10 protein-coding genes are annotated in these 13,173 nt (G+C 44.5%); 9 read left to right on the top strand and 1 reads right to left on the bottom strand.

Going from position 1 to position 13,173, the window contains the following annotated elements; all coding sequences use genetic code 11:
* Window positions 1–871: 871 nt before the first annotated feature.
* The 9 genes from ACZ5V1_RS05975 to ACZ5V1_RS06015 are packed head-to-tail and all read left to right on the top strand — an operon-like array spanning window position 872 to window position 12,072.
* Complete coding sequence (locus ACZ5V1_RS05975; RefSeq protein WP_464391069.1) at window positions 872–2,938, top strand: TonB-dependent receptor; 2,067 nt, start codon at window positions 872–874, stop codon at window positions 2,936–2,938.
* Window positions 2,939–2,991: 53 nt separating this feature from the next.
* A complete protein-coding gene (locus ACZ5V1_RS05980; RefSeq protein ID WP_464391070.1) occupies window positions 2,992–3,837 on the top strand; it encodes a DUF4198 domain-containing protein in 846 nt (281 codons plus the stop codon).
* A gap of 50 nt (window positions 3,838–3,887) precedes the next feature.
* Entirely contained in the window at window positions 3,888–6,218 is a 2,331-nt protein-coding gene (locus tag ACZ5V1_RS05985; RefSeq protein WP_464391071.1) for an efflux RND transporter permease subunit, read from the top strand.
* Between the two features lie 9 nt (window positions 6,219–6,227).
* Window positions 6,228–6,986 carry a thioesterase II family protein gene (locus ACZ5V1_RS05990; RefSeq protein WP_464391072.1) on the top strand — a complete coding sequence of 253 codons (759 nt, stop codon included), beginning with the start codon at window positions 6,228–6,230 and terminating at the stop codon, window positions 6,984–6,986.
* Complete coding sequence (locus tag ACZ5V1_RS05995; protein ID WP_464391073.1) at window positions 6,961–7,770, top strand: 4'-phosphopantetheinyl transferase family protein; 810 nt, start codon at window positions 6,961–6,963, stop codon at window positions 7,768–7,770. Before ACZ5V1_RS05990 ends, ACZ5V1_RS05995 begins: the two co-directional genes overlap by 26 nt.
* 11 nt (window positions 7,771–7,781) lie before the next feature.
* Entirely contained in the window at window positions 7,782–8,687 is a 906-nt protein-coding gene (locus ACZ5V1_RS06000; RefSeq protein WP_464391074.1) for a PLP-dependent cysteine synthase family protein, read from the top strand.
* Window positions 8,687–9,832 (top strand): saccharopine dehydrogenase NADP-binding domain-containing protein, encoded by a 1,146-nt coding sequence (locus ACZ5V1_RS06005; RefSeq protein WP_464391075.1) that lies wholly within the window; start codon window positions 8,687–8,689, stop codon window positions 9,830–9,832. The genes ACZ5V1_RS06000 and ACZ5V1_RS06005 overlap by 1 nt, the downstream gene beginning before the upstream one ends.
* A gap of 1 nt (window position 9,833) precedes the next feature.
* Window positions 9,834–10,610: an outer membrane lipoprotein-sorting protein gene (locus tag ACZ5V1_RS06010; RefSeq protein WP_464391076.1), complete on the top strand. Its 777-nt coding sequence runs from the start codon at window positions 9,834–9,836 to the stop codon at window positions 10,608–10,610.
* Between the two features lies 1 nt (window position 10,611).
* Window positions 10,612–12,072: a DUF1302 family protein gene (locus ACZ5V1_RS06015; RefSeq protein WP_464391077.1), complete on the top strand. Its 1,461-nt coding sequence runs from the start codon at window positions 10,612–10,614 to the stop codon at window positions 12,070–12,072.
* On the opposite strand, the gene ACZ5V1_RS06020 is transcribed toward ACZ5V1_RS06015, so the two are convergent.
* Window positions 12,069–13,070, bottom strand: a complete 1,002-nt coding sequence (locus ACZ5V1_RS06020; RefSeq protein WP_464391078.1) for a helix-turn-helix transcriptional regulator — start codon at window positions 13,068–13,070, stop codon at window positions 12,069–12,071. The two genes, ACZ5V1_RS06015 and ACZ5V1_RS06020, sit on opposite strands and share 4 nt — an antisense overlap.
* Window positions 13,071–13,173: the final 103 nt, after the last annotated feature.

Here is a 13,173-nt window from a genome sequence, read left to right on the forward strand (position 1 = left end):
ATTTATTTTATCAGCTTGACTTTGTTGTTTCTATTAAGCGTGGTCTGTGTGGGTCAAAGCTGTATTTGCGAAATGGTCATGCATAGCTTTGAGTATTCGGAGTAGTGTGTGGAGACGGTAGAAACAATTGCAACATAAAAGCTTTTTTGAGTAATACATAGAAAGTAGTCTGTTACTTACTTTCCTATCGGCTTTTTGGGAAAACGATACAAGATCAATCTTCTTTATGCTGATAAGCAGATTACAATACAGCTTGTTTTAGTGTTCCTACTAATAGGAAATATATAAATATTTTTAATGAATATCGCTAAGCATCTTCATCAAATCCTATAGAAAAATTACTAAAGAATAATGACCAGATCAAAATAGGTAACAAGCATTCTTTTTAATTGATACACAATTTTTCCCCAATTTTTAGCGTACGACAACTCAAGGTGTTGAATGTGAAAACACTACAAATACAGTATGTTGAAATCATGTTTCGAGAGGTGCTATTCAAAAGTAATAATACCAGCAGAAGTATTTATGAAAAAATTACAGTGACGTAAAGATATTTCCCATGGCTTTGTCCTAGTGATCCTTTTTTCTTGGTTACGATCGTAATTTTTGTATGTAATTAGGGACGTTTTGTTCACAAGTTGTTAGCAATAATCGTGAATGGGGGATGCCGAAAATGAAACAAGCAACGTGAACACCGCTAATAGCGTTAACTAAGTTAACATATGGTTTATTTGTTTAAGCTCTTCTTTTATGTCCGGATAACCTCTTCTAATTCCTAAAAAGCAAGGAAGGATTCGTAAGATGATAGATTGATAATGAATTTCATTATAGATGGTTTGTCTAGTTTTTAAACATGCATTGGAGTCAAACCATGAAGAAACAAGTAGGGGTGCTGCTTGCCCTTATCGGCATTATGCTGTCTTTGCCGATGAGTGGACATGCGGAGGAAGAGAAGACGTATTATCTTGAAGGGATGACTGTCACAGCCCAAAAGGTAGAACAGAATATTCAAAAAATTCCAGGCACTGTTGAAGCGCTGACTGATTTAGAACTGGAAGAAAGGGTTATTAACAACTTCAAAGAATTTGTAGAGTACATTCCAAACGTATTCTTACGTAAAAACAGTATAGATAACGCACTGGTTATCCGTGGTGTTTCATCATTTGCAGGCTCCTTATACTCCACAGCGGGTTTTTACGTTGATGGCGTAAACTATCCTATCCACCAGATGCAAGATCTGGATTTTTGGGACATTGAACGCATTGAAGTTCTCAAAGGCCCACAAGGTACTTTGTACGGACGTAACTCTGAGTCAGGTGTAATTAATATTGTTACCAAAAAGCCGACATTCGACTTAAGTGGTAAAATTTACACTCAGCTAGGCGCATATGATGCTCATGATGGAGAGCCAATAGCCCGTGGTGGTTTTGCTGTTAACATACCTGTTATCGACAATAAATTTGCCATGAAATTTTCCGGACAACGCGATTATTCCAGTGGCTGGATGGAAAATACCTATGATGACGAACATGCACAAAAAATTAATCAGCTCGGTGGTCGTTTCACAACCCTGATTACTCCGACCGAAGATTTGGAAATTATCACAATCATCGAACAGAGAAAAAAAGATAACGGCGTAGGGGTATACCGTTACATCGAAGGGCCTAACAAAACAAAATACAATACTCTTGAATGGAACGGTGACAACGAAAACCGCGTAAATGCTGGTGCACAGGTTCTCAAGGTTAATTACGACGTAGGCAGCTTTGATATTGCCTCTGTATTTGCTCATCATCTGTTCCAGCAGCACTATTCAAACGATGCTGATATGTCTCCGGCAGATTGGGGTAATTCTGGCGGTAAAAACCGTATCAGTATCCTGAGTGAAGAGCTGCGCTTCTCATCTAAACAGGGAGAAGATCGCCTTTTTGATTGGCTTGGTGGTTTCTACGGGTACATTGAAGACGTAAAAACACGCTACGCCGCTGCCGGATACACGCACCACACCAAACAGGACAACAGCGGGGCTGCGATATTTGGTCAGACAACTTGGAACATGACACAAAAATGGCACCTTACTGGTGGTCTTCGCCTCGACTGGTTGTCTCTTGAAGGTAAGAAAGACTTGGAAGGTCCAGGTAGTACTGATCGCTTCTCTGAAAATCATTCCTACACAGAACTGTTACCTACAGTCAGCTTAGCATACGATATTACAGACGATATCCTTACGTACGCCAAAGTAAGTAAAGGGTACCTTGCTGGCGGTTATGATTACTCAACAGCAAAAACTGAAGATCAGTTCTACTTTAAACCAGAGTACTCTTGGAACTATGAATTAGGTTTAAAAACTAACCTTTTTGAAAAAAGCCTTATTGCCAACGTAGCACTTTTCTACATCAACATCGACGACAAGCAGGTTGCTCAGATGGAGCCAACAACTGGCGACCCTGAACGCCGTCGTATTGTTAACGCTGCTAAAGCACGCTCCTACGGTGCTGAACTCGATTTACAATGGATGCCTGTCGCAGGACTTACCGTAAAAGGTGGACTCGGTTATCTGAATAGCCGTCTGAAAGACTGGCAGACTGAAGGTAGCGATCCTTTCGACTATGACAACAAAGTTACTCCGGGCTCCCCAGAGTGGTCTTACACAATTGGTGGCACCTATCGCTGGGAATCCGGCATGCTCGTTGGTGCAGACCTTGTTGGCGTAAGCTCCTTCTACACAGATACTAAAAACCAATCTAAAGTTGATGGTCGTACGCTGGTAAACACACGTGTCGGTTTTGAAGGCGAAGACATTGAAGTCATCTTCTGGGTGAAAAACCTGTTCAACAAAAAATATTACGAAAACGAATGGGCTTGGGGACCAGGCAGCACACTTGCACAACAGGGTGCTCCTCGTTCTTTGGGTGTATCGTTAACTTATAACTTCTAACAGTATGCGAAATCACCCAAGAGCGGTGGTTTCGCATTTTTTTGGAGAAAGCAATGGCTAGAAAATTATGGATTAACGCAACTGAATCTTTTGGACTGCATAAATCTCTCGAAAATCCGCCTTGGCATTACCTAGTGAGCCTTGGTTTTGGACATGTTCTTCCGAATGATGACTTTGTTGATGGGGCGTTAACCCTTGGTGAATATGAAGTGGCAACTCCATCCCTTCTTAAGACACAGCTCCCGTTGCCTATTAAAGAAATCGATACGGTGGCAGGTCAGGCTGGCACAACCATTGAAGCCGGTGACGTGGCAGCACGAAAAATCTCTTTTGATGACGATGCAGAAGTGGGCACACATCAGGTGGTTGCCACCACTAAGGAAGAATTTTTTGCATTGTGGGAAGAAGATGGGAAAGTTTGCACTGCGAACAAACCGCTGCATGAAGTGAAAGATAAGGACGTTCTTACCAGCGTAAAATATCAGGCTTTCGCAAAAACATTCCTTAAACACAAAGAATGGACAGAACCCAAAGAGCTAGGTCATGCGCTCGAACTTACCCCTCTTACTGATCTTAGCGATGTGCATGTGGGGGATTGGGTAACTTTTAGCGTCAAATTTATGGGTAAGCCATTCACCTGCACACAGGAAACAATGGAATTTCTTCTTGCATCTTCCAACACATTTGGCGGCGAAGCCGGTGGAGAACTCGAAGGCTTCTTCTTGTCTGCATACATCGTAAACGGCAGAGCGCGAATCAAAATGCCAACAGCAGGTGCTTGGCTTATCAACGTATTCTCCCGCCAGGACGTCACTGCGGATAACGAACTGAAAGAACTGAGTGAAAGTTGCCACAGAGTCTACTTCGGCAGCAGCGTCACTTTTAACGTAAAAGCTTAATCTTAACAGGGCGCTTTGAATAAAAGCGCCCATTTCCTATAGGTATCAATATGACCGAACAATCACACCGTCATTTTAAACGAATGGGCGAAGCGCTCGTACGCTTTCGCTGGTTGTCTTTACTTCTGGTGGTTGCTCTAACTGCTGGCTTCTTCTTTATGTCACAGGGACTCACGTTTAACGGATCAACGAAAATATGGTTCGTGGACAATGATCCTGCAATGAACCGCCTTGATGTATTTAAACAGCAGTTCGGGAATGATCATTTTGTATACCTGATGCTGGAACCGAACAACGAGAAGGGCGTTTTTAAAAAGGATACCGTTAACTCTTTACGGAATCTTGCGGGTGAACTGGAACGTGAAGTTCCCTTCCTGAAAGACATGACATGGGTTGGTAACGCTGAAGCCATTGATCCTCTTCAGGACGGAATCCATATTCTCAGACTCTTTGAAGAAGATGTACCACAAGACCAGAGCAAGGTAGCCGCACGTGGTGCACGTGCGTTAAGAGAAGAAGATTTTGTAGGCCGGTATATTTCTGCTGACGGAAACACTGCAGCAATTATGCTTGAAATGAGCGCTTATCCTGCCGGTGAAAAAAATCCAGAAGCACAGGTTGCCTACACCGTATACAACATTTTGAGCAAGAAAGAGTTCGCCGGATTCAATTCATGGGTAGTTGGCGAGCCAGCCTTTATGTTCAACTACAATGTGCTGGCTGGCAAAGAAACGCCGATGCTTTTCGGTATCTGCATTCTTGTTCAGCTTATTTTGCTTGCCTTACTCACACGCACAGTGCGCTCATCTCTTGTTCCTCTATTAATTGTTGTTATTAGTGTTCTCTGGACGTTTGGGATTATCGGCTTAACAGGACTGCAACTAAACCTGATGATCATCGGTCTACCAGTCATTCTCATATGCGTGGGGGTAGGTGATGCCGTGCACGTGATTGTTGCGTTCAATGAACGTTATCAATCGGGTGTTCCGCGAAAGAAAGCGGTGAAAGATGCTATTGCAAGCGTTGGGCTACCATGCCTGCTCACAACGCTCACAACCGCAGCAGGCTTTTTCTCCTTTATTGCAGCTCCGATCAAACCTTTTCAAGAAATGGCGTGGTACGTGCCGGGTGGTGTTATTGCAGCACTAGTTCTGACTTTCCTGCTTGTACCGTTCTTTTTCTCCTTCGGTAGAGAGTTTCCAAAAAACATCAAAGAAGTCCCGCAGCGTAAGAAAGATATCTTCGATCGTTTTTTTGCTCGCCTCGCTGAGTTCGTCATCAAAAGACCAAAACAGATTGTTGCCTGCTTCTCCATTTTTGTTGTGGCTGGACTTATTGCGGCAAACTTTGTGCAAATCGAAACGAATAACACACGCTTGCTGAAAAAAAACGTGCCAATGCGTCAGGCTATTGAGCATGTCGATGAGACTATGGGCGGCTCCATGGCAATCGAAATCATTCTGGACACTAAAAAAGAAAACGGCGTACGTAACGCAGCTTTTCTTCATAAAATGGAAAAGCTCGAAAAGAGCATTGAGCAGCACGAACTTGTCACAGACGTAAATAGCGTCCTCGACGCCTTACGTAAGGTTCGTAAAGGGATGCACGGCGGATCGGAAGAATATTATTCTCTTCCTGAAACAGATGGTGCGGCGGCTGAATATTTAATGTTGTACGAAATGGCCGGTGGTGACCAGCTGGACAAAATGCTTTCCTTTGATGGCTCTATTGCGCGAATTAATGCCCGTACTACAGCTCTGGGAACTGCTGAGGCACGTACTCTGCGCACTGATATCCTTGAAGTTGCCGACAGCCTCTTTGCAGGCGGCGTCACTGTAGAAACTACTGGCTCTCTCGATATGTCGGTTGCTCTTACTGACAATATTGCTTCAGGCCAGAATGCAAGCTTTGCATTAGCTTTTACAGTTATCGGGCTCATTATGATCTGGGCAATGCGTTCCGTTAAGCTCGGTATGATCAGCATGATGCCGAACGTATTCCCTGTCTTAATGGTGCTTGGTTTACTTGGCGTAACAGGCATCTACATGGACACAGTTGTTATGAGTGTCAGCGCAATGATCATCGGCGTTGCGGTTGATGACACTATCCACTTCTTCATTCGCCTCCGCAGAGAATTCGAAAAAACTGGAGACTATGAGTCTGCCATTCGAGAAACAATCATCGGCGCTGGCCGTCCGCTTCTTTTCACTACACTTACTTTATCCCTTGGTTTCAGCGTGTTGATGATCTCTGCCATGATGGGCTGGGTTAAAATTGGCGCACTCGCAGGTTTTGCTTTTGCGTGTGCATTGCTTGCAGACTTACTGTTTGCACCGGCTCTCGTGCTGATATTCAAACCATTTGACCAGAAAAAAGCGTAAGGAAAAATTATGTCTAAATGGATTATGCCCGCTCTTCAACGGGGCGGTAATTTTCAGTTGTTCTGCTTTCCTTTTGCAGGAGGCGGAGCATCAGCCTATCGCACATGGCTCCGTGAAAATACTCCAGAACTGGAAGTTGCAGCAATTCAGCTTCCGGGTCGGGAAAACAGAATTGCTGAACCACTTCTGTACGATATGAAGTCAGTCATCAATTCTCTTGTCGAAGAACTACCGAGGCACATAACTCGCCCTTATGCCTTTTTCGGGCACAGCCTCGGAGCTCGGATGGCCTTTGAAGTGGCACGGGCATTAAGCAAGCGCGGACATCAGCCACCTGCACACATCTTTGTTTCAGGGAGTCGTTCGCCGGAAATTCCAGAACCGCGCCCTTTGCATAAGCTGACAGACAACGAGTTTTGTGAAGAGCTAGGTCGCTTTGGAGGAACTCCACGCGAATTAATGGAAAATCCAGAATTAATGGCACTGTACCTGCCTATCTTGCGTGCAGATTTTACTGTGGATGAGACGTATGAATACACAGCGCAGAACCCTTTACCGGTTCCAATCACCGCCTTTTGCGGCATTGATGATCCGGAAGCAACTCCGCATGAAATGCTCGGATGGAAAAATCATACCACAGGAATTTTTAACTTTACGCAGATAGAAGGTGATCACTTTTTCATTCAAACCCAATGGGCAGAAGTGTTGAAGCTTGTCACTGACACCGTAAAGGAAGGTGCTTGTGCAGAGCATTGCATCGCTATGTAAAAATATTGTTGAAGAGGATAGCGCGATTTTTCCCCGGGTCACGCTATCTACTCCTTCAATACGGCAACTGGGAATGGAGGACTTGCTCACGAATCAGACATTCAGTTTTTGCAAGCAAGAATTGCATACGTGGGTGTTTTCGTATTCTGAGCTGTTCGATGTTCCTGCATTACAAGACAGCCTGTCCGCTCTTGAAATAGAGCGGGCAGCGTTGTTTTCCACAAAGGAGCTTTCCAGTCGTTACACGTATGCACGAGGACTGCTGCGTACTGTGCTTTCCCGCTATGTAGGCGTAGCACCGGAACACGTTTCGTTTGAATACTCCTCGCTTGGTAAGCCTTATATTAACAATCGTTCGTTACATTTTAATCTTTCCCATTCTGAAGACGTCGTTTTTCTTGTGATCTCAGAAGAGTTCGAGCTTGGTGCTGATGTTGAAAAAATCAGGTGTGTTCCTGAAGGCACATCCATAGCGGATAGGTGGTTCACAAAACAAGAAGCAGAGTGGATTTGCTCATCCGATCACAACACCCATAAAAGTGCAGCGTTTCTACGCTGCTGGGTTATTCGTGAAGCATTTGTAAAAGCAGTGGGTTTTGGACTGATGCTCCCTTTGAATTCCTTCGGAGTGTTGCTGCCGGAATTTACGATTACTGAAGTCACCTTAACAAATACGCCCATGTCTCCAACAATCACAAAACATGAACGAAGCGATGACGTTTTGATTATCGAACTTACACCACAAAACGGGTACTGCGCTGCAATTGCAGTGCTCACCGTATAAGGAGAACAGCTATGAGTGCAGTATCAATAATGGATTGTATTGGTCAGACCCCGTGCCTTGAGCTCAATATGAAGGGTGGCAGCGTCTATGCTAAGGCAGAATTCCTTAACCCGGGTGGATCAATAAAAGACAGAATAATACGCCATATTTTGGATAACGCAGAAGCAAAAGGGCGTTTAACTCGCGGTATGCATATCGCAGAAGCTTCCAGCGGCAACACAGGTATTGCTCTAGCGATGGTAGGTGCCGCAAAAGGGTATCAAGTCACTATCTTTATGCCTGAAAATGCAAGTGTTGAACGACAAAAAATGATTCGTCATTTGGGTGCAACTGTTGTTCTCACGCCTGCGGAAAAAAGCGTTGGCGGTGCTGTGGATGCTTTGCAAGAGCTTATTTCGAGTAATGAAAACATTTTTACCGTGGGGCAGTTCGTTAACAAGGAAAATATTCAGGCTCACTACCGCACAACTGCTAGAGAATTATGGGAAGACGTTTCACGTGACGTAGATTGTTTTATCAGCGGCATCGGTAGTGGTGGCACGTTGATGGGAGTTGGTCTGTACCTAAAAGAGCAGTCACCAGACATTAGCATTGTGGCAGTTGAACCCAAAGGAGCGTCTGCACTGCTTGGCCATGCCTCAGCACTTCACCGTATTGAAGGTATCGGCGATGGTTTCATTCCTGAAATCCTGCAACCAGATCTGATAAGCAGAATTGTCGAAATTGATGATGAACTAGCTATGCAGTCCGCATCAAATCTAGCAAAAAGTCATGGCGTTCTTGCCGGCATTTCTTCCGGTGCCAACCTTGCAGCTGCAGCCCTTGTCGCTGAAGAACATCCTGAATGGCGCATTGCAACTATTCTACCGGACAGAGCAGAGCGATACTTCAGCACAGACTTATTCGGTGCACTGTAATGAAGAAAGTAGCGATACTGGGTGGATATGGAAAAGTCGGTTCTGTAGCTGCTTCATACCTTATGCAACAAGGTGATGTTGACTTGTATATTTGCGGACGCAATTTTCAGGCAGCCTCAAGTGCCGTGACTAAGCTCACCACAACTTCAAAAAGCAATGCTGAAAAGCCGATAGGAAGCTGCAAGCCTTACCAAATAGACATTAAAGACCTAAAGGCTCTACGGAGCCTGCTTTCTGCATGTGACGTAGTTGTTAACTGCACAGGTCCAACCGCGTTGATTGGCGACACGGTAGCCCGTGCTGCTATTGAATCCAACTGCCACATGGTCGACCCGGGTGGATATGACTATGTTATCGAACTCATCCGCGACCTTGAGGATGAAGTAGCAGAGCGCAAACTACAACTTTGTTTTGCAGCTGGAATTGTTCCCGGAATTTCTGCCTCACTTCCTTTATCTATGGCAAAAGAGTTCTCACAGATTTTCTCAATCACAAGCTATTTCGCCGGTGAAGATGTTTGGTCATACGGTTCTATGTACGACATGGTTTGCGGTATGGGCGAACTAAAGGAACTTGGTGCCTCCCAAGCAGAAAATCGCAAAAGAACTCCACTGCCATTTTCTGAAAGATTCGTTCATTTCCCAGTGCTCCCAGAGCCGTTCGGGAAAAGCATTGCGCAGCCTTTCTACACAAAAGAGTTCGAACGAGTTGTAAAGCAAACAGAAGCATTTTCTGGAAAATGCTTTTGGGTAAACACAGGGCCTTTATTCTCTGTAACGTTAAGCCTCGTACGCCTTACAGGCTGCTACCGGTATCCCTACCTTACTGATCTGTCAGCACGTATTCTATGCCGCGTTTCTGCTCTGGATAACAAAAGGAAAAACACAAAGGGCTACATGCTCGTGTCTACAATAACAGGTGTGCACGACGGAAAAGTTTCCACAACAGAAGGAATTCTTCGTTTCCCGGATTCATATACGGGCACAGGGCTTGCCAGTGCAATGATGGCGCACCACATTGTCACAGGAAAGTCTAAGCATTTTGGAATCAAAAGTTTTCCAGAAATGATGGAACCGAAAATTGTCCTTGCAACATTGCAAGAACAAGGGATTACCGTCGAACATATTTCAAAAGAAGGAGAGTAAAATGCAGTCACTTTGTAAACTGGGACTAAGTTGTCTGATTATCGCCGCAGTACTTGCGCCGCAGTCTGGATTTTGCCTTACTGGTCGAGAAATAGCGGAGTGTATGGACGCAGTAGACACGAGTGAATGCGGTGAAATGCAATCCGTTATGGTCATCAAGCGCGGCAAGCAGCAGCTTTTACGCTCAATGGAAGTAAAAAAGAAAAAATTCAATGGAATTGAAAAACAGGTGATTCGCTTCTCAGAGCCGCAGGACGTCCGCAATACCTCCTACCTGACATGGGCATACAAAGACATTGATAAGGAAGACGACATGTGGGTGTACATGCCTTCTGAATCTCTTGTTCGCAGGGTTACCGGAGGCGGTAAAAAAGGGCCGTTTATGCGCAGCGATTACGCAAACGAAGATGTTTCTAAACGTGAAGTAGATGACGATACCCATGTCCTACTTCGGGAAGAAAAACTCTTCGGCGTTGATTGTTATGTTGTAGAAATGACACCTGTATATCCGCAAAAAACAAATTTTAGCAAACGTCTTACGTGGATTCGCAAAGACATTTGGCTTCCTGCAAAAATTGAGTACGTCAATCACGCAGGTAAAAAGTACAAACAGCTGGTGTATGGCGGGTATAAAAAGATTCAGGGAATCTGGAGTACTACTCGCCAAAAAATGACAACACCATCACGCGGTACGGTTACCATTATGGAGTATCGTAAAATTACTTATAACACCGACCTGAGCGATTCACTGTTTATGCAGACTGACTTGAAACGATAGCATGCCTTGCTCTTTCCCTGCGCCAATTCCGCTTCGTTTCTCATTGAGTACAGATTCTACAATTATGACACGATACATACTACACATACTCAGCGCTGCTTTGTTCTGCCTGCTGGTGATTTCAAGTTCATGTCTTGCCGCCGATGTTCAAAATGAAGAACTGAGCATCGGCGGTGATCCATTTGCAGACGATGAAGGATTTACAATCCCTCAAGAACTTATTGACGATTCAACAACCTCTGTAGAAGGGGGCGTCTTCACATATGCTGGATTCTTTGAATCACGCAATCAATTCGGACTAAACACGCCCAAGACTCCCATATCTATACGGCAACGCCTACGGATTGAGGCAGATTATCGATACAACCAATTCTCTGGATTTTTAAGCGTAGATGGAGATTATGAATTCGCAGCGCAATTTTGGGATGGCACTGGACACAAGGCGCTTTATCCATGCCTGCGTAGCGCGTATCTAAGCTACGATTCGGACAATCTCGACGTCATAGTCGGGAGCAAGGTTATTCGGTGGGGAACAGGGGATGGAATTAATCCTATGGATTTAATTAATCCACTGGATGTCCGAGATCCGATTGCGTCCGGTCGAGCCGACAACCGCCTTCCGGTCTGGTTGGCCAACGCCACATTGGTTATAGGCGACTGGGCATTGGAAGGCGTTTTTCTGCCGGTAGCCAGTGTGGAAGATATTCCAAGACAAGGAAACCCGTGGGTTACACAGGGATTGAGTGACCTTTATGAAGGTGAGGATGCAGGAACTCTGGAACTTGATTCACAGGAAGTACCGAATCGATGGTTCAGTGATGTTGAGTTTGGAGCAAGGCTCTCCCGTAATATTGAAGGATGGGATGTTGCCCTCATTGGGTATTATGGATTTGTCAACTCGCCTGTGTACGGACGATACGAAACGGCTTCAGGTGTTCCTGAATTTCGACCGAAGCACCCACGTTTTGCAGCCTTTGGTCTTAACTTTGCCAAAGGCGTAGGAAACGGCACCATTCGTGGCGAACTTGCGTATAAACCACAATATCCAGTCGCAATGGAAAGTAGTCGTGACGGTATAGGTAGACGCGATCTTTGGCAGTGGGTTGTGGGCGGCGATTACAACTATGACGGTATCTACTACGTAAATCTACAATTCTTTATGGATGCAGTTTCACAGTATTTCAGCACCGCCGATGAAGGTTTTGTCGGCACAAAGCTCTGGCACGGAATTACATACGAATTAAGTAGAACCTTGTTTAGAGATGATCTGAAGCTCGGCGTGCGCGGCAAAGCCTACACCAGTAATGACGGGGCAATTGTTGAAGCTTTCGGTGAATATAAACTCGGAGACGAGTGGAGCCTTTCTACTGGCGTGATGATTTGGACAGGATCAAACAAGGGCTTGCTCGGGCAGTATGATAATAACGATTTGTATTACTTTACTGCCCGATATTACTTTTAATTAACGTTAAAATTTAAATGCTGATCAAGAGAAGCCTGACGCATCATGTGCTCTGACTGATATTTTTTAGGCTGAGATCCAAACTGTTCCACAAATGCACGAGAAAGGTGACTCGGACTTGAAAATCCGCATTCATATGCTATTTCGGAAACATTTCTCCGTCCATCTTCTAACAAGCGCCTTGCACACTCAAGGCGCTCTTTTCGTAAAATTCCAAAAACTGTATTGCCGTAAATAAGTCTAAATAATTTGTTCAAACGGGTGTGCGACAGTCCAACATTCTTCGCCAACCCTGGCAAGGATGGTGGCGCAGAGATATCTTCCATCAATATGGTGTATGCCTTACGTGTAGCCTTTTCTTCAAAATCCGTAATACCTTTGCTAAAGGCCGCAATAGAATCGAGCAGGCTAAATTGGGTGTAGAGCAGCTCCAGTGCCTTGTACTCTAAAAACATTTTCTTAAAATTTCCTTCAAGCGGGCATTCTAAAATTTGCTTTGCACTTATTTGTAACGACATAGGAATTGCTGCTTCTGTAAAGAAGGGGCAAACATCTTTTTCCGAGGCAGCGCCTTCCACCAGCGAAAGAAAAGAGCATTTTTCTTTAGAAACAATGGAAGATAGTGTTTCCAAAGAAACTTGTAATCCCACAGCCTGCAAAGGTGTACCTGATTGTGTTTTAGAGATGCCACAACAATGGGGCAGATATGAGCACGTGCAGTGCCCAGTCTGCGTCTGTAATTCCCTTTGCTCACCATGCGCATCATACAGTGAAAGAGTGGTGTTTCCTGAAAGACAATATAAAAATTCAACTGGAGCATCATGCTGCTCGAATTGAAATTCTTTGTCAGAAACAATCGCAGGGCAGTTCTGCACCAAGAGTTTTATTCCTGATCGGATCTGGTATTCATTCCACAAGCATTGCTCTTCTTCCTCAGGAATCCATGACTCACTGTCTGTGAATGCTTGCTTCCAATTGTTTATACTGATCTTAACCACAGTTACCTCCTGTAAAGATTGTGTAATCAGTATTAAATGAAATTGCAAGTCGTTATCAAAATAGAAATGGCTACCTGATATTATCAGGTAGCCATTTTTTAAT

The sequence above is a fragment of the Halodesulfovibrio oceani subsp. galateae genome (genome assembly GCF_055397225.1).